Raw genomic sequence first — 23087 nt, forward strand, 5'->3', positions numbered from 1 at the left:
TCAATGTGAGACGATCAACGGCGCCGTTGCACTGATAAGATCATTGACCGGTGTTACCTGTTTCGCATGACGGATTTCGCTCCACAGATGCGCACTGTTCCCGCCCACGCAATCGACGAATTTCGCTTCAAGCTCGGACTCGCTGAGCGGATCGGCATTCTTGCCGCGCGCAATATTCACTGTGCGCTCGATCCGACGGCCGCTGACGGTCTCGATCTGAACGGTTGCCGGAAACTCGGTTCCGTCACGATGCCGATCGTCGATCACTACGTGCGACTTTCCCATCACGGCCTTGACCGCCGGATCCGCGACGGCCTCGTCGGTGAAGTCGGCAAGCCCCACACGACCGCGAATCAGGGCGGCCGAAACGGTGTAAAGCATACTGAACCGCGCCTCGTCACCAGTCAGCGGGTTGTCGTACACGAGAAGCCGGAGGGCGAGGGCACTGACACCGATACGAACACGGGCTATGTCCTCCCCCGCCAGTTCCGCATGCGCCTCGAGAGCGGCCTGGATTGCGGGATGGGAGGCACCGCACGACGGAAAAGCCTTGATGGCCAAGCCATATGGTTCCGTGATGGACCACCGTCCGCCCAGATCACCCGTGAATTCGACAGGCTCTCCGCTGTGTCGCCCCATGAAGGCCGAACAGAAACCCAGATCGCCCTCCAGCGCATCCGGATCGGCGCCCCAACCTCGGGCCGCCAGGCGCGCGGCTTGAACACCAGACATCGCGGCGGTCCCTGCGTGCAGGGGCTTGGTCATTGTGCCCGTGTTCGCTCGCAGACCCGACGCGCGCGAAGCGGCGAACGCAAGTACACGCTGGGTCGTGACCATATCCAGGCTCATCATCCGAGCGGCAGCAGCAGCGGCACCGACGGTGCCGATGGTGCCGGTGGAATGAAACCCGGTGTCGTAATGCGCCATATTCATCGCGCCGGCCAGTGCAGCGGCGGTCTCGAAACCCGCGATGTATGCTGCCAGAGCCTGCTCGAACGGCATACGGAGCTCTTCACCCACCGCAAAGATCGCGGGGACCAAATGGCAGCTGGGATGGCCGTACAACGGATGGTTCGAATCATCGAAATCCATCGCATGGGCGAATGTCCCGTTGACCAGTCCCGCAAGTTCGGGAGTCGTCCTGCCGCCACCGAGAATGCTCGCAACAGGACGGGCGCCCTGATCTTCCACATATGCGAGCATCATCTGCCCGATATTGTGCCGTCGACCGGCGAGGGCGACACGGATAACGTCCGCGATCGCCTGCCGGGCGCGCTTGATTGCCGTCCCCGGCACCTGATCGAGCGAAAGGGCACTCACGAATTGCGCGAGTTCACGTGTCTGGCCGATTCGGCTACAACTTTTTCTCGACACGGTCGAACCTCCTCGAGTACTCGGCGTCGATAGAATTCGCGAGTACCACTTTCAGTTGTCGATTTCCGAAGAGCTATTTCGCCTGGAAACCTGCGTCGATGGTGAACTGCGCTCCGGTGATGAAGCGCCCTTCGTCGGACACGAGATACAGGACGGCGCTGCTCACATCCTCCGGCTCGACCCAGGGCACATCGAGAAGATGAATGGTGCCGTATGCCTCGATGGCATCTTCGAGCTGCGGGTCTTCGAGATCGGGGCGGAACATCTTGAAATTGCCCGGATTGATCAGCATCGGAGTGCGAACGTTGCTTGGGTGCAGGGAGTTCACCCGGATGTTGTACTTCCCCAGCTCGTTGGCCAGCGCCTTCGCCAAACCCGTAACACCATGCTTGGCCGCGACATAATGGCCGATGTTGTCCAGGCTCTTCAGCCCGGCCGACGAGCTGGTCAGCAGGATCGTGCCACCGTTGCCGGCATTGATGATGTGCCCCACACCCGCCCGAACCGTTTTCCATACCCCGGTCAGGTTGATGTCGATCATCTCCTGCCACTTGTCGACCGACATCTCCGCAGTCAGGCCCTGGCTGACGATGCCCGCGTTGGCGAGAATGATATCGAGACGACCGAAGACGTGGACTCCCTCATTCACTGCTTCTGTCAGTGCATCGAGGTCTCGGACATCGGCGACCCGAGCAACGATCTCGCCGCCGGAATCCTTGACGAGACGCTCGGTCTCCGCGAGTTCCTCGCGCGTCGCCATCGCGTAGGGAGCGGTACCCACCGGGGCACACACGTCCACCGCGATGATATTGGCGCCTTCCTTCGCCAGCGCTACGGCGTGGCTACGCCCCTGACCGCGAGCGGCACCGGTAATGAATGCCACCTTGCCCTCAACACGCCCCATTGCTTGCTCCTTCCTTCTGCGCCAGCCGGGGAACTGCCACCAGCGGATTGGCATGACATTCCACGCGGATCCGTCCGGCCGACCAATTCATCATCAGCGCATCCGGTCGGCGTGGACCGTCCCATCTTGGAACGTGACAGCCTGGTTACCGGGCGGCTTATCGTCGATGACCGGGCTGAAATCGACAACCGGAAGGACCCGGTGGCCGGCGTCGATAACCATCTCCAGGCCGATGACGTGAGGCGACTCCTCGGATGCGAGCCAGATCGCGCCGTCGGCCACCGCTTCCGGTTGCACGAGGATCGGCCTCGAAGCAGATGCCAGTCACGCACGGCCGACAGGTCTTCTTCACGGGTGGCACCCGGCTTACCCACGATCCGCGCCCTGGTTCCAGGGTTGTCGCTGATGATGGTGTCGATCGGCCCGGACAGCAGCACGTTGACGCGGATATTGTGCGGTCCGAGTTCGATCGCTGGGGACTTCATGATGCTGACGACGCCGTGCTTGGCAGCGACGTAATGCATGGTGCCGGGCCCGCCCTCCTGACCGTTCGTGGACGAGGTCAGAATGATCGACCCGCTCCGGTTGCCGATCGTGTGTGGTGCGAGCGCTTTTGCTGTCCGCCACACACCACCGAGGCAGATTTCGACGACGTCGCTCCGCTCCCCTTCGGCGATCTCCGATCCGGACGACCTTGTCAATTTGTGTCTGGTATCGAACGTCGGCCGTCTCGGCAACGATCCGGCGGTCACGTCTTTGACTGCGTCAACCGTCTGCAACGCATCCTCCGCAGTCGCCAGAGGTTACTGCGCGGTATTGATCGGCCAGTCGACGTCACAGACGATGATATCCGCGCCCTCACTGGCGAATTTCTCGGCAATCGCACGTCCCTGCCCACGAGCTCCGCCGGTAATGAAAGCAGTCTTCCCTGCAAGTCGATTCAATTTCCACGACCTCCTCTGACGTCGACAAGCCCCGCACATCAACATATTCCAGGTTCCGGATGAGCACATCGGTCCGATGTTCGACCGGACTGTACTGATTCGGATCGCTCACCGAACCAAGGTCAGAGGAAAACATGCCGAGTGCACAGTGCGAAAGCGGCAGCGCAGGTGCCGAATTCATGGATCAGCGGCCGAGGTCGTACCCTCGCCGCTCATAGAGATCGATCTTTCGATATAGCGTCGACCGCCCTATTTCGAGGAGCTCGGCCGCGCGCGCCCGGTTGCCGTGCGATTCCGCAAGAGCATGTCGGATCTGCTCCAACTCCGCCGCCTCCAATCGCGACAGACGCCCATGTGCGACCGACGCCCGGTGAGCCTCGGCAAGATCGGTGACGCATATCAGACCGGATCGGTTCCGATCGCCGGCGGTCAATACCACATCGCGAAGTTCCGAGATGTTTCCCGGCCATTCCGCGTTCGTGAGCGCGTGCAGCAGCTTTCCGCTCGCCACCGGGGCCGGGCCGTGCACATCGCGAGCGAGAAAATGGGATACCAGTAGCGGGATGTCGTCTCGCCGCAATCGGAGCGCCGGCATTCGCACCTCGAGCGGTGCCGTAGTGCTCAGCACGTCGAGCAAGCCCTCGGTCACCTGGTATGCGGTCACGAAGAGCATTCCACGGGACGCCGCCGTCGACAGGGGCTCGCGAGCTGTTTCGATGATGTCCGGTGACAACTCGTCGATATGGAGTGCCACGATGGGTTGCTTCTTCTCCACAGCGGACTCGATGGCCGCGGCGAAGCCATCGAGGGCATCGGATCGGTGGAAGTCGCACTCCACGACGCGGATGGCACCGAATTTGACCTCGGCCATGAGCCGAGCCAGGTGAGCGCGGCCAGTGCCCCGCTCACCGGTGATGCACACCGGAGCAATGTGCCGCAGGGCCGCCGCAGCATCGGACCGCAGCTTGACAACCACCGCACTCTCACCGATCAGAGCTGGAAAAGCGTTGCGCGAGAGCGGCACCGGCTTACTACCATCGTTCGTCTCGCGGATCTCGCGCAACCTCACGACAGCGCCGACGATACGTCCGTACGCAGTCACCGGCTTGGCGGTCATACTCACCGATTTGCTGTCCGACAGCGAAAGTACCTGCTCGACCGTCCCGTCGTAGGACTGCGCCTCTCTCGCATACCCGGACAGCACGGCATAATCGCTCGTCGTCAGCATCTGCTTCGCCCGAGTGCTGGCGATCGTGGTCCGCTCGTCGATGGCCACCACCGCATCGCCGCCCCGCAGCCGTGATTCATGCATATATGCACGCAACAAAGCCTGCTCGCGGTACGCGAGTCGGTCCATGACCTGACGGCTGATCTCCGCAGCCGCCCACTCGACCGGGAAGGCAAGTGCGCCCGGGGCCGTATTGAGTGCGACCTTCTCGGGAACCATCATCGTGATCACAGCCATGATTCGGTTCCGCAGCGGGTCCATGATCGGCGCGGAGGTACAGAACGTCTCCTGCAGGGCTTCGGCATAGTGCTCCGGCCCCCAGACCTGGACACTCACCCCCTCCTCGAGTGCTGTCCCGTCGGAATTCGTACCCGTCAACTCTTCGGCGACGTAACCGCCGACGACTGCGGCCCGGGCGTCGGCCCATCTCAGTACATCTCTGTCGCCCCGCCTGATGGCGTGCGTACCGGTTGCATCCGACAGGAACAGGCAGGCACCGGTGTGGCGCGCCATATCGTCCAGCCGATCCAGAATCGGTGTCGCGATCTCGAGGAATGGCGCATCGAGCCTGTTTTCACGGACCTCGGTGCGGACCGATTCCGGATCAACCTGGCACACCAGACTGCGCCGCCACGACCGAGCGATGACATCCCGGACTCCGGAGATATCGGTGTTCACAGGATCGGCGAGGAAGCGTTCCCGAAGCCCCCGCAGCTCGGTGAGCGAAGCACGGGTCGGGCGCACAGCGATCGCCTGTGCCGACCGTGTGGAAGCGGTTCCAGGGACGACCAATTCTGACATGTCTGCAACCTCCAACCGATCCCAGCCGACACTACCCGCGACAATCGGGCAACCTGCCGAAGTCGTGTTTCGAGTTCGTTTCAATCGATCGCACCGCTACCGAACCAGCGGCGGACCGCTTCTGCTGAGACCGACAGAACCACGCAAGGCCGCAACGAACTCTGCACACCGCCCTGCATGATTGAGCGACGCCACGTGCTCGCATAATCGTTGAACCTTGCACGATATCTATCTCGTAACCGGCCTACCGCCGATCGGTGGGACGATGGCGACCCTGGATCATGTTCTGTTCATTGTCGCTCTTCAGGAAAGTAACCGTGTGTGCCGTTTTGGGACAGACGCAGTACCTTAGACACCCATCGGTCGAATATGGCTGAGAGCAAACTCGCGGTTCCCGTGGATTTCCGCTTTGGTCTCCCGGCCAGAGGCGACGGCGATCAACTCCTCGAGGATGAGTTCGCCGACCTCCTCGATCGCGGTTCCGTCGAGAATCGTTCCTGCGTCGATGTCGATCAGCTCCGGAAGCCTTTGGGCCACCTCGGAATTGGAACTGATCTTCAAGCACGGAGCAATCGGCGACCCGGTCGGCGTGCCACGTCCGGTCGTGAACGCGACGATCTGCGCTCCCGCGGCCACCATCGCGACCATCTGTTCGATGTCCTGTCCCGGCGTATCCATGATGAACAAACCGGTGCCGCGCGGCGGCTCCGCATACTGGATGACTCCGGTGATGGGACCGACGCCCCCCTTTCGCGCGGCACCCATGGACTTCTCCTCGATCGTGGACAGCCCACCGGCGATATTCCCGGGCGCCGGCTGGCTGCCGAGAAGATCCACTCCGTGCCGGGCGATATCACGCTCGAACCGGCTGACGACCTCGATAATCTGGCGACCGACTTCTTCGTTGATCGCGCGCCGCGCCAGGAGGTGCTCGGCCCCCAGCAACTCGGTAATCTCGGCGAGGATCGAGGTGCCACCCGCCTCGACGAGGCGATCGCTGGCTACGCCCAGCGCGGGGTTCGCGGTAATCCCTGAGAACGCATCCGAACTTCCACACTCCAGTCCCAGGCACAGCGCCGAGAGCGGCGCCTCCTGTCGTACCGCCGGCACTCGGTTGTCGATCAATGCCTGCAATTGCTGTTCCGCGATTACCTGCAGGGCACTGAAACTACCGACCTGGTCGAGCCTGACAACCTTGTGCGGTTTGCCGGATGCAGCGAGGGCGGCCTCAAAGGGTTCGACGTCCGGCCCCAGTCCGATGACAACCGTAGCGCCGACGTTCGGGTGGGTCGCGAAACCGACCAGAGCCGCGGTCACCCGCTCGCCGTCGAGGTGCTCCTTCGGGTTGTCCCACTCGTGACGAAGAGCAACGGCTTCTCCCTCGACGGACTCGGCGATGTCCGAAGCGATGTCGCACAGCGCCGAGTGAAGTGGCACCACCAGATTGTGATCCCGAAATCCCCACCGGCCATCGGGCCGAGAATAACCCATCAGTGTCGTGTTCACATTGTCCTCAGCAGTCGTGGGATGGCGAATGTCGTCGAGTTCCGAAGCTCGGACTTCGCCGGATTTCCGGAGAAGACGCTCTGGACGGTGTCCCAGAGTTCCTCGGCCGACGCTTCGGCATCGACGTCGAACTCGTCGGGGATCAGCTTGTGCAGCCCGTGGCTTTCCGGGACGCTCACGACCGGCGCGAGTGCGATGCTCAGCGGCGGTTGATCGCTCGCCGGAAATTCGACGAGGACCTGCACGCGGCACGATGCGATCGAAAGTAGTTGCGAGCCAGCAGATCCGGCATTCTTGACCACGCTGACCTGTGCGGTCGGAGCCTCACCTACCGCAATTTCGGCGGTATCCAGCGGCAGCCCGCCCAGGGATGAGCCGTCGTCCGCGATAACCACCCGGGCTCCCTGTTGAACTGCATGTGTGATCAGCTCGGTGACCCGGCTGTCGTGCCGCGAGACCGCAACCCCGAGAGTCAGGTCGCTGGAATCCACGGAGTGACGGGAGATTTTGTCGGCGGAACGCTTCAACGCGGTGGCTTCACGGATGCCGGCTTCCCGGGCGGCTGAACTTCCGCCGCTGTCCTGGATTCCGACGAACCGGGGCTCATGTCCGAGTCGTTCCAACTCGTTGGCGATACCCCGGCCCTGAATCGTTTCGCAGCCCAGGCTGACAACGAGGGAATGCGCGACATTCGGCGAACTCGCCAAACCGACGAACAGTTGACGTGTCTGCACGATGTCGGGTCCGATGTGCCCGCAGCCGTGCTGGTGAGCCACCGCTGTCGCATCGGCGGCTTCGGCGATCTCGCGAGCCACGAGGGCCGAACAGACCACCGATGGTAGAACGAATACATGGTTGCGGGCACCGGGCTGGCCCGTCTGCCTGGCAAAACCTTGTAGCGGCGGGGTCGTCATTGCGTCCTCCCTGGCAAACGCTTACTCAGGACGTTGTGGACGTGGACGTGGTCGCCGACTTCGATGTCAGCGCTCGCCACGCCGACGGTTTCGCCGTATCGAATGACATCGGCGCCGGTCCGGATCGGTACCAGTGCCACCTTGTGCCCACGAGACACGTTGTCTCTCACTGTGAGTGTTCGGTCGCCCACGGTCGCCACCCCTCCGACATGTAAATCTGTGATCGCGATCGCGATGTTGTCGCGAGCGTCGAGTACGAGAAGTTGCACATGCTCAGATTGCGGTAGATCCACCTCGAACGACATGACCAGTCACTGATAGGATCATTAGGAAGTCTATTAATCGCAGGTTACGCGAAACTCTGCACAGCCAAGGCAGCCGACCGCGCCATGCAGCATAAGGATGCCCTCTTAGTGCAACTACGGCAGCTCGAGACCTTCATCGCCATCGTCGATACCGGGACGCTGACAGCCGCAGCAGCTCAGCTGTACAAGACCCAAGGGGCGGTATCCCAGGACCTCAAGACACTCGAATCCAGCTTGGGCGTCCAGCTTGTGAATCGCTCGGGCCAGCGCGCACGGCTGACGACCGCGGGGCGGGCATTGCTGCCGATGGCTCGCCGAATCCTTGCCGAGGTCGCCGATGCACGAGCCGAGATGGAGCGGATCAAGGCCGGCGAAAGCCCTGTCGTGCGACTGACTTGCTTGCCGTCCCTCGGCCCCACCATCAGCCACTTGCTCGCCGAATACACCCACGGACAGCCCGATGTGCGCTGGTCCCTGGTCACGTCACTGCGCGGCGCGATGATCACCGGCCTCCGTGACGGACAGTTCGATCTGGCCATCTGCGAAAGCCAAAACGACGAGGACATTACCAACACACCACTGATGCGCGAACCTCTCCATCTGGTCCTACCCCGCGACCACCCTCTGCTCGATCAGACGCCGGTACGGCCGTCGGACCTCGTCGGTCTGCCGTACATCGGGCTGCTCCGCAGCATGGGGGCTTCGATCGAGGCACAACGGTTCTTCGCAGCCGGTGAGTCCTACCCGACTCCAGTCGTCGAAGTCAACGACACGCACCTGGTGTCCGCACTGGTCGCGGATTTGGGGGGGTTCGGCTTCGTACCCGCTTCCGTTGCGACGGACGACCGCCCAGTCGTCACCGCGGAGACGGATCCGGACCTGACCCGGCAGATTTCGCTCGCGCAGTTGACCAACAGGACACTGCCCCCGGTAGCAGCGGCATTCGCCACCTATCTGACGCAACGTTGGTCATTCCTCTGATCGAGGACGTTCCACTTCTCGAGCGATACAACTCCCGAACTGGGCTGACCAAATCCTTTGGCCGACTCCAGATTTGACAATGATTGCATCAATCGACCGGACTGCCGAATCAGCTACCAGCCGTGCCGGAAACCCATGGAATTCGAGCGATGACTCTACGGCGGTGTCCCGAAATGACACACTCCACGCATTGCCATTGATACCAGACTCTCGAAAAACAGCAATACAACGCCCCGAAAGTCGGCGAACTCAGCAGCTCCGCGCGATACCACAACTCAGCCGTCAGAATATCGGGTCGACGTCGACTCGGACTCGGACAACCGATTCCTTGCCGACAATCGGAAATAGAGGGAAGTCAGAAATGAAGAAAATTCAACGAGTTCTGGCCGGTACCGCTCTGGCCGCGAGTGCCGTGGCAGCCGGGACGGTGACAGCGAATGCCGCCGCCCCCGGCACAGGCGGTACACCGCCGACCGACGGCAGTCCCGTCACAGTACAGATCGCGCCGGGCGTCCAATACACCGGTAATGCGTCGACCATGTCGACCCAGATCGTGACTCCGATCGGAACGGTGACTACCGCGGGTGGTCAGGTATCAGTCCAAAACGCGCAGGGACAGCCGGTCTGGGGGCGCACAGTCCCACAACCAGCCGCACCCACCACACCGGTGTACCGCGCCCCCACACCCACAGCGGCTGCACTGCAGAACAATCCGACGGTCCGGCCGGTAGACAGCGCTACGCCCAACGCCACAGCCAAGCCGGTGGACAAGATGGGCGACTTCGAATCCGCGCTGGGAACCGCGGCGACCAACTTCGGGTTGGCGACAGGTGTCGGAGGCATGGTCGGCGGCGTCACGGGAGCATTGGTCGGCTGCCCTGTGGGGATCGTGACCGGCGGGGTACTCACCGCCCCGACCATCGTCGGCACCCCGCTCGGCATCGTCGGCGGCTGCTTGCTGGGCGCCTCCACGATCGGCGGCGTCGGCGCGATCGTCGGCGGGGCCGCAGTCGGCATTCCGGTCGGTATCGCGAGCGCGGTCCAGATGTACAACACTCTCCACAGCCAAGGCGACGTCTGATGTTCGATCCGATGGCAGTCGATCGGGGTCGGCAGTATCCATGACCACCGATACACGGCCCGGAAAGGATATGCACCTGCGGATCTGGCTACAGGATAAGCGCCTGGACTACGTCGCGACCGCAGCAGCAGCCCGTAACCTGATGCACGAGCTGTGGAGTAGGCATTCGTGCAAAGCCGAATTGGTCCAGGATGCCGCCGATGGCAATCGAGCATTACCGCGTCTCCCCTGCGAACGATTGTTCCTCGGCCCGTGACTCTGGTGCGTCACAGCCTGCCCGAGCCATACCTCTGGGCGGGCGTTTCGCGTTCCGGCTCGAACACCTGATGCCATACCCCACTGCAATCCGCCACCACTCCCGACCAATCGGCTCTCCACCACGAGGCCTTCGTGTGAGTAATCCCCCCGGATTTCCGTCCCCATCACCCGAGGCCGAGGTAGGTCAATTCCAGTTTTTCTCCTACGCATAATGCCGCCGACCAGAGCCAGCACTATAAGATGGTCCAGCTCTCCTGGCGCACCGCCTCGATCCGATTCGGCGGTATTCCCATCGTAGACCCACCCCGCACCCCGCATCCCGGCGTGCGGGTGCCATTTCCGCCGAGAGAAGGAAAGCACCTTGAATGCGAACAGACTGACGATCGACCACGTAGGATTTGCCGTTCCGAACCTGGAACAGGCGTAACTGGTTAGGTTATGCGGGCAGCCAAGCGCGGCCCTCGGCCAGCTGGACGAGGGCGTCGAGGTGCCGCGCGCCCTGTTTCGCGGCGGTCGATAAATAACTGCGGATCGCGCAGAAATGCTCCGCGCCGGTCAGGGTCCGCAGGCAACCGGACACCTTCTGACGGAGTTTGATCATCCGGATGTCGCGCTCGCTGCCGTTGTTGTCCGGCGGGATCGCCGGATCGGTGAGAAACCGCAGGTAATCATCATGGCGAGACCGCAAGCGACGAGCGAGCGCGTGATGTTTGCGGCCGATCGCGTCGGTGCGGGCGGCGTTGTCGGTGATTCCGATTTGCACCGCGGACCGCAACCTGTGGACATGCCCGTCGACCTCGGCTCCGGTGCGGGCACCGCCCGCGTGGAGCCGGCCCAGCGCGGTCAGCGCGTCAGCGGCCTGCTCGGACCACCGCCACTCCCGCTGCGGCCCAAGGTATTCAGTGACGGCGGCCAGCTCACGCAGTGCGTGAGCGACACACAACTGATGGGTGGCGCCGGTGTAGGTGTCATACGGCGCCCACGCATCGTGCACGGCGACACCGGCGAAGCCGGGCAGCACCCCGGCGGCTTCCATGCCCTCGACCCCGCGCTTGTCGTGCACGGTGATCAACGTCAACGTCTCGGTGCGCGCGCAGTGCACCCACCGCAGCTTCTGTTCGACCCGGAAACCGGTCTCGTCGAACCCGGCAACCGGAGACGCCGCGATCGCTGTCCTCACCACGGCGGTGAACTCGTCGAGGCTGCCGGCCAGGCGGGCGAACGACGCCGACACCGTGCCCGGCGACACCGCGGCCCCGAACAACTCGTCGAGGGCTCGCGCGGTCCGGTCACGGGAAAGGAACTGTCCCGCATACAGATACGTCCCGATCGCGGCCACTCTCGGCCCGTACTGGACCGGCGCGGTGACATACGCGGGCGCGGTGCCGGTCGTGTCGCAACCACACTCACAACGCCGGGTGATCAACACATGGTCGGTCACCCGCAGACCCAGCACCGGCAGGTCGACCACCTGCCGCCGGGTCGCGCCGACCAGCTCACCACCGGACACATCCCGGCCACAGCCACCACACGCCCCCGGTTCGTGCGCGACCGCCTCGTCGGCCCGGTCGGCCATCGCCAACGTCGACCCCGCATGCCCGTCCTGGCCTCCACGTTTGCGGCCGGTCTTGCCGCGCAACGACTTCGGGGCAGGCTTGACGAACGGCGAATCCGACGACGGTGGTCTCGACGAGTTCTGCGAGTTCATTCCCAGCCGGCGTTTGAGTTCGGCGTTCTCCGCCCGCAGGTTACCGACCTCCACCAACAACCCCGCCACCTCGGCAGTCAAGGCCACGATCTCGGCATCCTTGCCAGCCAGCACCACCCGATGCTCAGTCTCCACTACCGTCAGCCGGGCCGCGAGTTGAGCCAACTGCTCAGCCAGCTCCTCAGGCGACATGCGTGGATCAGCGGGCACCGCAACAGGATTCACTACCCACCCGGCAAAATCACGCCGACGCGCCCACCAGCATCAACGCCCCAACCTGACCAGTTACGAACAGGCTATCTCATTCTTCGTGGATGTTTTCGACTGTGAAATAGTCTTCCGAGCAGGCCTGTACGAGAACTGTGGATATATCTGGCCGGGTGAAAAAGAACCTGAGAACGCTACGGTCAGACTCGCCGTACTGAACCACGGCGACACTCACAATATAGAATTGCTCGAGTACACGCGGCCGACCACATCGGACAAGCAGCCGCCTCGCCCATCGGAGCCCGGCGGTGCACATATCGCGTTCTATGTGGACGAAATATCGTCCGTCTTCGAACAGATAAAGAACAGAAACGATGTGCGTGTCCTGGGATCTCTGGAGAAGGAACAGGGAGGCCCGATCGATGGTGCGGACTGGGCGTACCTGATGACCTCCTGGGGATTGGTAGTCGAGCTGATCAGGTGGATTCCCGGCCGACTTCCATATGAGCAGAACACCTCCGCCCGCCTCGTTCCTCCACCGTGGCTTCGCTCCGGCACCGGCCTCGCAGAGCAGAAGTAAGCGCCTGCCGAGCCGACCAATCCACCGGATTCCTTCTCAGGCGGCTTTCCCTACAGGGTCGAACCAGTCGACGACAACCGATCGCGCACCGAGCCCTATGGCAAGTTCACGGAGGGATCCGCCGCCACATAGTTGCCGGACCAGCTCAGCGTGAAGGGGTGTGCAGGCTTGTGCCTCGGCTGCGATCAGAATCTCAGCCGGCCGATGCGAACGCGCACCAGCGATCAACAAGAGTTCCTCGACGACAATCCGCATTGGGACATCACTCGCACCGAACACCTCGCCTACCACGAGTACGGTGTAGCGGGTGTCGTCGAAGGCGAGAAGCCGCGCCGAGCGTCCGCCGACCATCAGCCCGAGGTCGAGGTTCCCGAGATCCGGATCCATCCGGGAACTCGGAAGCGGGAAGCGGCGAGCGGTCCAGCTGAAGAAGTTGTTGTCGATGGTTTTCATGGTGATCACGCCCTCGAAGGCGTCCGACGCCGGCTGCGAACCTCACGATGACAATTCGCGCGACGCCGATGGGGTCGGATGGATTTGACGATCCAATAATGCAGCCGCCGCCATCGGCCGGAATGTCCCATCGTGAAACAGCCAGAATATTTCCGAGTCCCGAGGACACGGGAGCTGCACGAGCCGTCGCACAAGCTACCCCACACGAACGAGGATCCCGCCGCCGGAGTGGCAGCGGGATCCGCGGGCAGGAAATGCACTGTACGTTCAGATCTTCCGGAAAGAATCCTTCTCCACGATCTTCCCGCCTGCGAAGCGGAAGTAGTCGACACCGTGGGTCTCGATGTCCTCACCGGTCACCGTCTTGGCGACGAAACGCCACTCATTGTAGCCGGTGTCGCCGACGAAGAACTCACGAATGGTCTCGAGGCGGTATGTCGAATGCTTGTCGAGCCACGCAACCAGCGCCTTGGCCACATCTTCCCGACCGGTGATCTCCACGCCGGCCTGAGCGGGCTTGAAGACGCTGTCAGCGGCGAAGAGCGCCTCGATGGCAGGCACGTCGTGGGCATTAATGGCGTCGGTCAGCTGGTGCGAGAGCTCGGCATTCGTGCTCATCAGACATATTCTCCTTCGTTGGGGATTTCAACCGTGGTCGTGCGTCGACGACATTGTGGACCCATAACCGGTCATACCTGAATAACTGTAGAGCGTTATCCGATGAACTCGAGTGTCCCAAAATGACACGGCAGGAACGGTTACAGTCCGCGTCCCCATATTCTGGAAGTTCACGAGCTCATTGTTCATCGATACACGTCACCCGGAACTCGCACAAGTTTTCCTTCGCTTCGGTTGAACCCGTAACCCACTACATCGGCAAAGCGGGCCGCCTCAACTCCGAGGCCGCAGGAAACACTGTGGAATCACAAATACAGGTGCCGCGGACGATCTCGCCGTCCGCGGCACCTGCCCCTCATTCAGTGGAACCTATTCATCGCCTACAACTGCTGCCGCCCGATCCGCTGGTAGACCTCTGGCTTCTTCGCCTTCAGGTAGTAGGCCAGCGCGATACCGGCGACAGGAAGCGCGAAAGTGAAGACCAGGAACAATGTGGCGATGATGCCGGTGCCGCCGATCAGGTCGGAGAAGTTCGCCATCGCGAGGTAGACGACTCCTCCGAGCCCGATTGCGGCCAGTACCGGCGCGACCACAGTCCGCCACACCGAGTCCGATCCTGTCGCGCGGTTTCGATAGAGGTAGACGAATACCGCGATACTGGCAGCGAACAACAGTACCAACACGGCAAAAGTTCCGGTACCACTTGCGATCGGATACAGCTTGTCCGGTGACACGCGCAAGATGCTGAACAGCGCGATAGCAACGGCCCAGATCGCTCCGATGAGCGCCGCAGAGAAGGCCGGCGACCCGTGACGCGGATGCACTTTCCCGAGTGCAGCCGGCAATACGCCATCGGTGCCGAGCGAGTACAGGTACCGCGCCGAAACGTTGTGAATCGACAACACCGAAGCGAGAATCGAGGTCATCAGCAGAACAGTGACGACGTCAACCACGATCGAGCCGGTCAGGCGCGCTATTGCCGTGGTGAACAAACCTGCGGTGTTGTCGGTGGCGGCCTGTTTCGCCTTGTCGGCGCCGAAGAAGGTCACGAAGGCCCACGCTGCGATGGCGTAGAAGATTCCGATACTGCCCACCGCAATGTAAGTCGCGAGGGGAACGGTCTTCTGAGGATTGCGGACCTCCTCGCGGAAGATCACAGTGGCCTCGAAACCGAGGAAGTTGCCGACCACGAACAACACCGCCAGCCCGAGACTGTTGTCCGTGAGCGATGGCAGTGCGATATCGGCGCCACCCCCGCCGGCTGGAGCACCATGGACGAAAGCGGCGATATCGAAGACCGTTACGATGACGACTTCGAGCGCCATCACAACGGTGAGGACCTTGGCAGACAGGTCGATCCTGCGGTACGCGAGCGCGGTTGTCACGATCACCAGCGCAAGCGCGTACCAGTACCAGGGGATTTTCGGCCCGCCGAGCCGGTCGGTCACATAACTCTGGATTGTGACCGCGAACAAGGGCGGAGCAAAGAATCCGATCGCGGTATATCCGTAAATCGCCAGGAATGCTCCACCGAGTCCTATCGGACGACCGAGCCCTGCAGTGACGAAAGAGTAGAAGCCACCCGGGTTGGGAATTCGACGCCCCATGGTCGTGAAGCCCACGGAGAACAGGATGAGCAAGATCGCCACACCGATATAAATGGATGGAGACGTGCGACCGCTGAAGGTGAGGAGCACGGGGATGAATCCGGCAACCGTCGCCAATGGAGCCGAGAAGGCAAGGACACTGATCGCGAGCTCACCAACGCCCATATTTCCCGAGAGACGGCTTTTGCCGTTTCCCGAATCAACCCCCGGAGAGCCGCCGTCAACATCCCGGGCGACATTGTCTGTAGTCATGGCTTTCTCTTCCTCGAACGCCCCCGCGAGCATACTCTGGGTGGATACCGGGGGATCGACCTTCTCTTCGTCCGGCTAAATTTCGGATCGGATGCGTATTCGGTGATGCGCACCGAGAACTTTCTCGATTGTGTTGTAACTCACCACTTCGTGTAGACGTTACCGGGGCCACAGGACCAGAGCCAGAGCTCATTGATGCTAATACCAACTCCGATTGTTGCCGCATCTGCGACCAGAATTCCACGAGCGGAGTAGAACCGCCCGAAGAAAAACCGGTGCCACACAGCATTCCTCGCTCGATCTCCTCGGACCACATCAGGAAGGTAATCAACATGCGTTTCAGGCATATTTCAGACGCGTGAAACACTGTATCCGTAGACGAGCCGAAGAATGCGCGGTTCCGAGAAAGCAAAAACGCTGCGGAGCAACGTATTTCGTTGCCCGCAGCGCTTTCCATCCCTCAGCCTTGCAGATGAGATTCCCCGGCCAGTAACTCTGCCAAGTGCGCACCCTGCAGCCCCGCCAGATGCTCGATCTGGGTCCGGCAGGAGAAACCGTCGGCGAGGATCACCGCGGTCGGTGCGGCGGCGCGCAGCGCCGGCAGGAGCTGAGTTTGGGCGACAGCAACCGAAACGTCGTAGTGACCACGCTCGGCACCGAAATTTCCGGCCAGACCACAGCAGCCGCCCAGCGTGGTGACCTCGGCACCAGCCTTCTCCAGCAGACGGCGGTCGGTGTCCCAGCCGAGCACCGCGTGGTGGTGGCAATGCGGCTGAGCCAACACCTGCACACCGGTCAGATCGGGGAGCTGATAGTCCTGGTCATCAATGAGCAGTTCCGACAAGGTGCGCACTGCAGCCGAGACCTCGGCCGCCTGTTCGGAACCCACCAGTTCGGTGAGGTCGGCGCGGAGCGCGGCGGTACAGGAAGGCTCGATTCCCAGCACAATCATGCCTTGCTCGACGTAGGGGTGCAGGGCGGCGACGGTCTGCTCCAACCTCCGACGCGCACCGTCGAGCTGGCCGGTGGAGATCCAGGTCAGCCCGCAGCACACGCTGCGGTCGGACAGATGGACGCGGTAGCCCGCCTGCTGCAATACGTCCAGCAGTGCGGTCGCCACCGCCGGCGTGAAGCTATCGGTGAATGTGTCCACAAAGAGAACGACATCTTTGACCGCGGCGCTCGCCACCGTCGCCCGCTGGGCGGCGCGCCAAGCTGCCCGATCAGCCGATGCACCGATCGTCGGGATATCACGCCGAGAGTCGATACCCGCGATCCAGGCGACGACCGGATGTGCTGCACGAATCCGGCTGAGCCGGTTGACCAAGCGGGGTGCCCGGCGCGCGAATCGCAGCCACAGCGGAAGCCGGCCCAGCGAATAGTGCGATCTCGGCCTGAGCTTGCCGCGGTATCGCTTGTGCAGCACCTCGGCTTTGTAGGTCGCCATATCCACGCCCGTCGGGCAGTCGGATTTGCACCCCTTGCAGCCCAGGCAGAGATCGAGGGCCTGGCGCACCTCCGGGGTGTCCAGACCGGCAGGCCCGAGATTCCCGGCAACCGCATCCTGCAGAATCCGAGCGCGCCCTCGGGTCGAATCCTTCTCGTTCCCGGTGGCCTGGAAGGACGGGCAGATCACGGCACCAGCCGAAGGATTGGGCGCAACGCAGCGGCCCACGCCGGTGCACCGATGTACAGCACCGAACAGGCCGTCGGCATCGTGCGGATAGGAGAACGCCGTCTGCGAACGAGACTTCGGTGCCGTCGTGTACCGGATTTCGGCGGAAGCCGGCAGCGGATCCACAATGATGCCCGGGTTCATCAGGTTCGCCGGATCGAAGTGATGCTTGACCCGGCCGAACAGGGCGATTGCCTCGGCCGAATACATGTGTGGCAACAGCGAGCTACGGGCGCGGCCGTCACCATGCTCGCCGGACATCGAGCCACCGTATGTGCCGACGAGTTTCGCGGCATCATCGAGGAATTCCTCGTAGCGCTCCCGGCCGCGCGCGTCGTCGAGGTCGAAGTCGATCCGCACGTGCACACACCCGTCACCGAAGTGCCCGTACGGTACGCCCGTCAGCCCGTGCCCGGTCAGCAGTGTCTCGAACTGAACGAGGTATTCGGCAAGATACTGGGGCGGCACGGCTGCGTCCTCCCAACCGGCGTGTGCCGGACGTCCGCTGGGTGTGCGGGCGACCAGGCCGGAGCCGTCCTCGCGGATCTTCCACAGCGCGGCAGCCTCGGCTGCGGACCCGACCAGTCGAGAGTCCAGTGCCCCGCTCACCGAGGCCACCGTTGCGACCGTGGCCTCGAGTTCGGCTCGATTCTCGCCGGCGAACTCGACGAACAGCCATCCCGAACCCCTCGGCATATCGGGCACTGCACCCGGCCTCAGCGAGCGGACGACGTCGGTGATTCTGCTGTCGAGGCCTTCACACGCGATGGGAGAGAAGGGCAGTATGGCCGGAACGGCCGCTGCGGCCGCAACCATGCTTCCGAAGCCGAGCACCCCCATGACGCGGTGACTCGGATCCGCGACCAGGGCGACGTCTGCTTCGACCACCACGCCCAGGGTGCCTTCCGAACCGACGAGCAGCTTCGTCACATCGAACCCGTTCTCGGGAAGCAATGGTTCGAGCGCATAACCGGAGACCTGCCGCCCGAAACGACCGAATTCCGTCCTGATGGTTGCCAGCGATCCGGTCACCGTGGTTCGCAGCGACTCGAGCAGGGCCGAGGAAGCCCCCTCCGCACCGGCGAGGCTGCCGAGCCTCAGGTGCTCCCCCGCTGCGGTGACCACATGCAGGCCGCGGACGTTGTCGCTGGTCCGGCCATACCCGAGTGCCCGCGACCCGCAGGCGTTGTTGCCGATCATGCCGCCGATCGTGCAGCGCGAGTGTGACGACGGGTCAGGACCGAACCGCAGACCGTGGGGCGCGGCGCTACGTTGCAAGGTGGCGTGCGCGACGCCCGGTTGCATTCGCGCAGAACGGGTTTCGGGATCGATGGACAGCACTGAGTCGAAGTACCTGCTGTGGTCGATCACGACGCCGGCACCGATCGCGTTGCCCGCGATCGAAGTTCCCGCGCCACGGCTGGTGATCGGTACGCCGTTCACCGCGCAGACGTCCAGCACCGTCTCGATATCCTCGCTGCGGCGAGGAAACGCGACGGCGCTGGGCGAGACACGATAGACCGAGGCATCGGAGGAATACAGCGCGCGAGTCAGCGTGCTGTCGTCGGTCTCGACCCCGAGCCCACCGAGCGCCGCGACGACTGCCGCGACAGCGTCGGCGGTGGGGCGGGAACGGCGTCCGTCCACGGACGCTTCGGATGGCTTCTCGGTCGGTTGCGGGTTCAATTAGGCGTCTCTTTCATGTCCGCGACTGGGCTGATCGCGTCGGGATCAGTGGAGGATGACCGGCAGTTTGTCGAAGATGACGAGCCGGTCGGTACGGATCTCGATCGGGTCACCTGCCAACTCCACCCGACTGTATCGGTCGGCGACCATGGAGAGCACCACCTCGATCTGTGCCAGTGACACCGCCTTGCCCGCACAGGTGTGCGGGCCGAGGCTGAACGTGAGGTTACGACTCGCCTCGTTGGGGCGCTCGTAATCGAACTCGTCGGGATTGTCGAATACTTCCGGATCGCGGTTAGCCGCACCGATCGGGAATTTGACGCACGACCCGGCCGGAATCTTCACACCACGGATCTCGATGTCCTCGGTAGGAAATCGGGTGATGATCAGTTCCACCGGATACATCCGGGTGAGTTCATCGACGAACTTGCGCCTGGTCTCCGGCTTCTCACGGTAGGCGGCCATCAGATCGGGCCGATCCGCGAAGAGCTTCAACCCCGAACCGATGACATAAGCCGGGTTCGGACCGCCCGACATATGCAGATTGACGGCGGTTTCCAATGCCTCGCGCCAAGTCAGTTCACCGCGTTCGTGCGCGGCGAGCAGTTCGTCGGCGAGACCGTTGCCGGGGTTCTGCTTCTTCTCGGCCAGCAAGCGCTCGGTCTGCGCGAACATGTACTCGAGGCCCGCGATCGCCTTCTCACGCGTCCCTTCGACGGGGTCGGAGGAGTGGGCCAGCATCGCATCCCACAGAGCCCAGAACATTCCCTCGACGTCGCCCTCCGGCATGTCCAGGATCCGGCACATCGTGTCGTGGGTCGGCCGGACGCCGATATCGAAGTGCGCGTCCACGACCTGGCCCGTTTCCAGTCCGTCGAGGATCGCACCGAGCGACGCCCGTGTCGTTTCCAGGTATTCGGTGATCAGTTTCGGGGTGAACCACCGATTGGTCATCCGGCGCATGCGGGTGTGCGCGGGTGGATCGAGCCAGAGCACGGTGTTCTCGAAGACCCGCCACGGATGCCGCTCCCCACCCTCGACTTCGGGCTCGACGATGCTCATGACCGGCAGATGCCCGAAACTCATGGTGTCGTCGTATCGAGTCACCACATACGTCCCGTCCGGGGCGTGATGCACCGGAGCGACGCGCCGCGCACGTTCGTACCACGGGTACGGATTGGCCTGGAATTCCACATCGTTCCAGGGGAACAGGACCTCTGTCGTATCGGATGCGACGCTCATGACATCTCCTTGCATTCGGGACTGTGCCAGTTCAGGCGGGAATGAGTTCCATGAGGGGGCCGGCCCAGGCCGTGGCCAGGTCACCGACCGGATCCCCGGCGGCTGCGTCGTGCTTGGCGGTTTCGCCGATCTGCTGGGCGCCCAGTTCGAGCAGAGCCTCGCGGAGGGTATCGATGCCGTTGTTGTACGTCTCGTACACGCTGTCACCCAGCCCGAACGCGCCGAATCGGAGAGTGCCGAGGTTCGGTCGATCGGTCAGCAGCGCCTGATGGAACGCCGCCGCGCCCTCGGGAAGGTCACCCTCACCGTAGGTGGAGGTGATGAAGATGGCCGAACCGACATCCACCAGCCCAGCGGCCGCGGCATCGGACAACTCGGCGATCTCGGTCTCGAAACCCTGCCCCTGGAGTACCTCGGCGATGTCGTCGGCGGCCATTTCGGCGTTGCCGGATTCGGTTCCGAAGAAGATGTGGATTGTGGTGGTCATGATATTTCCTTCTGCAGTCGGGGCGCGATCGTTGACGGCGCTGTGGGTTGTGCTGCGCCGAGCAGTTCTGCCCGGGTGGTGAACTTCGTGCGGCAGCGCCCCGGCAGCGCCCGACGCGTCTCCGCTGCGTCGATCCGTCTCCACCCCTCGAAGGAGACGTGACCTGCGGGCAGCATCGGATCGACGTCGGAGCGGATCGGCTGTTGCAGGGTCAGGTGCTCGACGACCGTCTGAGCGGTCGTGGCCGCGAGTTTCCTGTTCTCGGCGAGGTTGCCGAGCCGACCGCTGTGACAACCGCCCACCCGGAATACGTGCGGGGCGTAGTCGAATTCCGACAGCGGCGAGTCGTCATCGAAGCCGATCGCCGAGATCACGGTGTCGACCGCGAAATGCGTTGCCTTCGAAGCCTCGCCGTGCTCACGCGTGACCAGTGTCGTCTGCTCACCTTCGCGATAGATCGCGTAGAGCGCTTGGTGGAAGCGAACATCGACCAGAACCGTGGCCCCGTCGGCCGCGGTGCCCGCATCGAACGGCTCGCCGTCGAGCCGCAGATCGACGGTGCTCACCGCCGCGAGCTCCTTGAGCATCGCCGCGTCCCACTTCGCCTGCTCCCTGCCACTCCGGCCGAGGACGTGGATGGTGGTGATTCCACTGAGATTCAGCGCGCGCAAGGCGATGTCGTCGATATCCGAGGAGTCCAGCTCGGCTGCCGACTTCGTCAACAGACGCACGACATCGACCGCGACGTTGCCGGTGCCGACGATCGCGATCCGAGATCCGAGATCCGGCACACCCGATGGCGTATACCGCAATGCCGAATCGGGATCCGAGTTCAACAACCGCAGCAGCTCCCCCGCCCCGATCACTCTGGCCGCGGCATCCTGGGGAACACCCAGCCCGCGGTCGTGCGCCAGCCCGGTGGCGAGGACGACGGCATCGTACGATTCGGCCAGCTCCGTCATCGGCAGATCTGTGCCGATGACGGTGTTGCCGATGAACCGAACCCCGTCTTGGGCGAACAAGCGATCGAACTGGCGGTGCACGGCCTTGGCCCCCTGATGATCGGGCGCGATACCGTGACGGATGAGCCCGTAGGGCGTGGGCAGCGAATCGAATACGTCGATCCGCACGTCCGGGATGCGTTTACGCAACGCCTGAGCGGTGAAGCATCCCGACGGCCCCGATCCAACGATCGCCACCCGGTGGGGCGGCACCGCGGGAGCGGTCGGCGACACGTCCGACGGTTGGCGGGCTGAATTCATTGCGGCTCACCTCACGGTGGGTTGGGGCCCAGCGGCCTCGTTCGAAACTTGCAGACGGTAGTTCGGTAACTGGTGGCAGCGGTCGCGGTGCCGGTAGTGCCGGAAGGTTCAGCGCACTACGTTGCGCAGCCGTCCGACCTTCTCGATCTCCACCTCGACCACATCACCGGGCCGCAGCCACACCGGGGGTGTGCGCTTGGCGCCGATTCCCTCCGGTGTGCCGGTGGCGATGACATCACCCGGGCTCAGTGCCAGGAACTCACTGATGTAGGAGACGATCCGCGCGATCGGGAAGATCATGTTCTTCGTGTTCGATCCCTGCATCTGCGTACCGTTGACCCGAGTCGTCAGATCCAGTGACTGTGGGTCCCCGATCTCGTCCAGAGTGACCAGGGCGGGCCCGCACGGCGTCGCACTGTCGACGGCTTTGCCTGCCAGCCACTGGGTTCCGCGGTACTGCAGGTCGCGGGCAGTGATGTCGTTGAGCACCGTGAGCCCCGCGACATGGTCGAGGGCCTCGTTCTCGGGCACCCGTCGGCAATGTCTGCCGATCACGATGGCCAGCTCTCCCTCGAAGTCCAGGTTCGCCGAGACATCCGAGCAGGCAATGTCTTCCAGCGGCCCGATGAGGCTGGAAGCGAACTTCGCGAACAGATCGGGGTGACTCGGGAACTGCCGCCCGGTCTCCCCGACATGATCGGAATAGTTCAGCCCGACACACAGTACCTTGGCCGGATCAGTAACCGGGGCAACAAGTTTCAGCTCGTCTACCGATCCCACCGGTGCCGGCGATGTCTGGTCGAGCCACGCGGTGAGGGTCTGGGACACTGCGGGCAGTCGATCCCCATACGTTTCGAGGAACGCCCGGACCGACTCACAGGACGGCGATGGGTTCACTCCGCTCCCAGCCAGCGTTGCGCCGAGATCGTGAACGAAGTCGCCGTGTTGGATCCCGGGAACCTGCTCGGTGCCCGAGATGTAGGTGACAAGTCGCATGGATTCGTTTCCTTCCCG

At 63.1% G+C, this 23087-nt stretch carries 21 protein-coding genes and 1 pseudogene; 4 read left to right on the top strand and 18 right to left on the bottom strand.

The annotated features are described in order from the left end of the window. The 9 genes and pseudogenes from NV1_RS35135 to NV1_RS35165 all read right to left on the bottom strand — a co-directional run bounded on the left by NV1_RS35135 (position 1) and on the right by NV1_RS35165 (position 7976). Complete coding sequence (locus NV1_RS35135) at positions 1-1374, bottom strand: MmgE/PrpD family protein (protein ID WP_169813481.1); 1374 nt, start codon at positions 1372-1374, stop codon at positions 1-3. A 73-nt stretch (positions 1375-1447) separates the two neighbouring features. Continuing rightward, positions 1448-2278 (bottom strand): mycofactocin-coupled SDR family oxidoreductase, encoded by an 831-nt coding sequence (locus NV1_RS35140; protein WP_067901714.1) that lies wholly within the window; start codon positions 2276-2278, stop codon positions 1448-1450. 93 nt (positions 2279-2371) lie between these two features. Further along, positions 2372-2560: a hypothetical protein gene (locus NV1_RS46095; RefSeq protein WP_245714088.1), complete on the bottom strand. Its 189-nt coding sequence runs from the start codon at positions 2558-2560 to the stop codon at positions 2372-2374. A gap of 122 nt (positions 2561-2682) precedes the next feature. Beyond that, a pseudogene (locus NV1_RS47045) lies at positions 2683-3030 on the bottom strand (SDR family NAD(P)-dependent oxidoreductase); the annotation flags it as partial. 51 nt (positions 3031-3081) lie between these two features. Then, positions 3082-3291: an SDR family NAD(P)-dependent oxidoreductase gene (locus tag NV1_RS47050; protein ID WP_157117572.1), complete on the bottom strand. Its 210-nt coding sequence runs from the start codon at positions 3289-3291 to the stop codon at positions 3082-3084. Positions 3292-3406: 115 nt separating this feature from the next. After that, on the bottom strand, positions 3407-5251 hold the full coding sequence (locus NV1_RS35150) for a sigma-54-dependent Fis family transcriptional regulator (protein ID WP_067901720.1): 1845 nt from the start codon (positions 5249-5251) through the stop codon (positions 3407-3409). A gap of 348 nt (positions 5252-5599) precedes the next feature. Continuing rightward, a complete protein-coding gene (locus tag NV1_RS35155; protein WP_067901827.1) occupies positions 5600-6742 on the bottom strand; it encodes a UxaA family hydrolase in 1143 nt (380 codons plus the stop codon). Between the two features lie 11 nt (positions 6743-6753). Beyond that, positions 6754-7671, bottom strand: a complete 918-nt coding sequence (locus tag NV1_RS35160; protein WP_084526260.1) for a UxaA family hydrolase — start codon at positions 7669-7671, stop codon at positions 6754-6756. Then, a complete protein-coding gene (locus NV1_RS35165) occupies positions 7668-7976 on the bottom strand; it encodes a UxaA family hydrolase (RefSeq protein WP_067901727.1) in 309 nt (102 codons plus the stop codon). Before NV1_RS35165 ends, NV1_RS35160 begins: the two co-directional genes overlap by 4 nt. Positions 7977-8084: 108 nt before the next feature. On the opposite strand from NV1_RS35165, the gene NV1_RS35170 reads away from it, so the two are divergent. The 3 genes from NV1_RS35170 to NV1_RS35180 all read left to right on the top strand — a co-directional run bounded on the left by NV1_RS35170 (position 8085) and on the right by NV1_RS35180 (position 10294). After that, positions 8085-8957, top strand: a complete 873-nt coding sequence (locus NV1_RS35170; RefSeq protein WP_067901730.1) for a LysR family transcriptional regulator — start codon at positions 8085-8087, stop codon at positions 8955-8957. A gap of 361 nt (positions 8958-9318) precedes the next feature. Next, positions 9319-10038 carry a hypothetical protein gene (locus tag NV1_RS35175; protein ID WP_067901731.1) on the top strand — a complete coding sequence of 240 codons (720 nt, stop codon included), beginning with the start codon at positions 9319-9321 and terminating at the stop codon, positions 10036-10038. Between the two features lie 40 nt (positions 10039-10078). Beyond that, entirely contained in the window at positions 10079-10294 is a 216-nt protein-coding gene (locus tag NV1_RS35180; RefSeq protein ID WP_067901733.1) for a hypothetical protein, read from the top strand. A gap of 438 nt (positions 10295-10732) precedes the next feature. On the opposite strand, the gene tnpC is transcribed toward NV1_RS35180, so the two are convergent. Beyond that, entirely contained in the window at positions 10733-12214 is a 1482-nt protein-coding gene (gene tnpC, locus NV1_RS35185; RefSeq protein WP_218027304.1) for an IS66 family transposase, read from the bottom strand. Between tnpC and NV1_RS35190 the strand changes: the two genes are divergently transcribed. Continuing rightward, a complete protein-coding gene (locus NV1_RS35190) occupies positions 12195-12791 on the top strand; it encodes a VOC family protein (protein ID WP_373864690.1) in 597 nt (198 codons plus the stop codon). The genes tnpC and NV1_RS35190 overlap by 20 nt on opposite strands. Positions 12792-12827: 36 nt before the next feature. Here NV1_RS35190 and NV1_RS35195 read toward each other — a convergent pair whose 3' ends face one another. From NV1_RS35195 to NV1_RS35230, 8 genes are all read right to left on the bottom strand, one after another. Then, positions 12828-13244: a hypothetical protein gene (locus tag NV1_RS35195; RefSeq protein WP_067901738.1), complete on the bottom strand. Its 417-nt coding sequence runs from the start codon at positions 13242-13244 to the stop codon at positions 12828-12830. A 267-nt stretch (positions 13245-13511) separates the two neighbouring features. Then, complete coding sequence (locus NV1_RS35200; protein WP_067901741.1) at positions 13512-13862, bottom strand: nuclear transport factor 2 family protein; 351 nt, start codon at positions 13860-13862, stop codon at positions 13512-13514. Positions 13863-14242: 380 nt separating this feature from the next. Further along, the gene (locus NV1_RS35205; protein WP_218027305.1) at positions 14243-15754 is read right to left on the bottom strand and encodes an APC family permease; all 1512 of its coding nucleotides are present in this window, start codon (positions 15752-15754) and stop codon (positions 14243-14245) included. A 427-nt stretch (positions 15755-16181) separates the two neighbouring features. Then, the gene (locus NV1_RS35210) at positions 16182-19043 is read right to left on the bottom strand and encodes an FAD-binding and (Fe-S)-binding domain-containing protein (RefSeq protein ID WP_067901744.1); all 2862 of its coding nucleotides are present in this window, start codon (positions 19041-19043) and stop codon (positions 16182-16184) included. A gap of 84 nt (positions 19044-19127) precedes the next feature. Beyond that, a complete protein-coding gene (locus tag NV1_RS35215) occupies positions 19128-20324 on the bottom strand; it encodes a cytochrome P450 (RefSeq protein ID WP_067901747.1) in 1197 nt (398 codons plus the stop codon). Positions 20325-20355: 31 nt separating this feature from the next. Then, a complete protein-coding gene (locus NV1_RS35220; RefSeq protein ID WP_067901750.1) occupies positions 20356-20811 on the bottom strand; it encodes a flavodoxin domain-containing protein in 456 nt (151 codons plus the stop codon). Beyond that, the gene (locus NV1_RS35225; protein ID WP_084526265.1) at positions 20808-22073 is read right to left on the bottom strand and encodes an FAD-dependent oxidoreductase; all 1266 of its coding nucleotides are present in this window, start codon (positions 22071-22073) and stop codon (positions 20808-20810) included. Before NV1_RS35225 ends, NV1_RS35220 begins: the two co-directional genes overlap by 4 nt. A 108-nt stretch (positions 22074-22181) precedes the next feature. Further along, a complete protein-coding gene (locus tag NV1_RS35230) occupies positions 22182-23069 on the bottom strand; it encodes a fumarylacetoacetate hydrolase family protein (RefSeq protein WP_067901753.1) in 888 nt (295 codons plus the stop codon). Positions 23070-23087 lie beyond the last annotated feature (18 nt).

Source organism: Nocardia vaccinii NBRC 15922 (genome assembly GCF_001613305.1).
Lineage (GTDB): Bacteria > Actinomycetota > Actinomycetes > Mycobacteriales > Mycobacteriaceae > Nocardia > Nocardia vaccinii.

What these genes read in the sequence shown, in the direction of transcription:
- NV1_RS35225 (WP_084526265.1), bottom strand. Translation starts at nt 22,073, where the DNA reads ATGAATTCAGCCCGCCAACCGTCGGACGTGTCGCCGACCGCTCCCGCG.
- NV1_RS35220 (WP_067901750.1), bottom strand. Translation starts at nt 20,811, where the DNA reads ATGACCACCACAATCCACATCTTCTTCGGAACCGAATCCGGCAACGCC.
- NV1_RS35140 (WP_067901714.1), bottom strand. Translation starts at nt 2,278, where the DNA reads ATGGGGCGTGTTGAGGGCAAGGTGGCATTCATTACCGGTGCCGCTCGC.
- NV1_RS35150 (WP_067901720.1), bottom strand. Translation starts at nt 5,251, where the DNA reads ATGTCAGAATTGGTCGTCCCTGGAACCGCTTCCACACGGTCGGCACAG.
- NV1_RS35165 (WP_067901727.1), bottom strand. Translation starts at nt 7,976, where the DNA reads ATGTCGTTCGAGGTGGATCTACCGCAATCTGAGCATGTGCAACTTCTC.
- NV1_RS35205 (WP_218027305.1), bottom strand. Translation starts at nt 15,754, where the DNA reads ATGCTCGCGGGGGCGTTCGAGGAAGAGAAAGCCATGACTACAGACAAT.
- NV1_RS35155 (WP_067901827.1), bottom strand. Translation starts at nt 6,742, where the DNA reads ATGGGTTATTCTCGGCCCGATGGCCGGTGGGGATTTCGGGATCACAAT.
- NV1_RS35175 (WP_067901731.1), top strand. Translation starts at nt 9,319, where the DNA reads ATGAAGAAAATTCAACGAGTTCTGGCCGGTACCGCTCTGGCCGCGAGT.
- NV1_RS35180 (WP_067901733.1), top strand. Translation starts at nt 10,079, where the DNA reads ATGACCACCGATACACGGCCCGGAAAGGATATGCACCTGCGGATCTGG.
- NV1_RS35200 (WP_067901741.1), bottom strand. Translation starts at nt 13,862, where the DNA reads ATGAGCACGAATGCCGAGCTCTCGCACCAGCTGACCGACGCCATTAAT.
- NV1_RS47050 (WP_157117572.1), bottom strand. Translation starts at nt 3,291, where the DNA reads ATGTGCTCATCCGGAACCTGGAATATGTTGATGTGCGGGGCTTGTCGA.
- NV1_RS35190 (WP_373864690.1), top strand. Translation starts at nt 12,195, where the DNA reads ATGCGTGGATCAGCGGGCACCGCAACAGGATTCACTACCCACCCGGCA.
- NV1_RS35195 (WP_067901738.1), bottom strand. Translation starts at nt 13,244, where the DNA reads ATGAAAACCATCGACAACAACTTCTTCAGCTGGACCGCTCGCCGCTTC.
- NV1_RS35215 (WP_067901747.1), bottom strand. Translation starts at nt 20,324, where the DNA reads ATGAGCGTCGCATCCGATACGACAGAGGTCCTGTTCCCCTGGAACGAT.
- NV1_RS35230 (WP_067901753.1), bottom strand. Translation starts at nt 23,069, where the DNA reads ATGCGACTTGTCACCTACATCTCGGGCACCGAGCAGGTTCCCGGGATC.
- NV1_RS35160 (WP_084526260.1), bottom strand. Translation starts at nt 7,671, where the DNA reads ATGACGACCCCGCCGCTACAAGGTTTTGCCAGGCAGACGGGCCAGCCC.